The following is a 520-nucleotide window of genomic DNA, read 5'->3' as shown; positions in this document are numbered from 1 at the left end:
CATCATCATTCCAGCAACCTTTGAACGGGCGTTCATTCCCCCTCTCTGCTGTTGGATATGCCCTTCCTGCTGCAAAAATATCTCACCCTGCAGAGTACTGTTAGCGAGCTGTCCCTTGGTGATATGGGGTACGGAAGGGATCTGAAGAACCTTTTGCGTCCAGTCTTCACCTTTCAGGCCGTTACCACGGCTAATCGCCCGGACCAAATTGCCATTGCGATAAACNCCTTCGGCTGTACCCAGAGATCGCTGCGGGCTTTCATCCATTGCTGTAGCGCTTGCTTATCGGCAAGTTTTCGAACTCCCGTATGGGGAACAGGGTGCGAGACGGTGCCACTTATTGGGGGCGCAGACAGATCTGTTTTGGCTTCATCGCCAAAACAACGTTGCCATTGGATGAGTTGCGCATTGAGCTGGTCATAAACGCCGTCGTCTACGGCACTTTCACCCTGTTTCCAGTAACTGTCATTCCACTGTGTTATCTGCTGCTGTAGTCGTGAAATTTCCTCATTTGCCCGGG

At 51.8% G+C, this 520-nt stretch carries 1 pseudogene; it reads right to left on the bottom strand.

Annotated elements, in window-relative coordinates:
* A pseudogene (gene ligB, locus FDX22_RS16975) lies at positions 1-520 on the bottom strand (ATP-dependent DNA ligase); the annotation flags it as partial.

Origin of the sequence: Citrobacter sp. TBCS-14 (assembly GCF_005280805.1) — a bacterium.
GTDB lineage: Bacteria > Pseudomonadota > Gammaproteobacteria > Enterobacterales > Enterobacteriaceae > Citrobacter > Citrobacter gillenii.
Note: the sequence above shows the minus strand (reverse complement) of the source record. Positions and strands in the feature narration are given on the sequence as shown.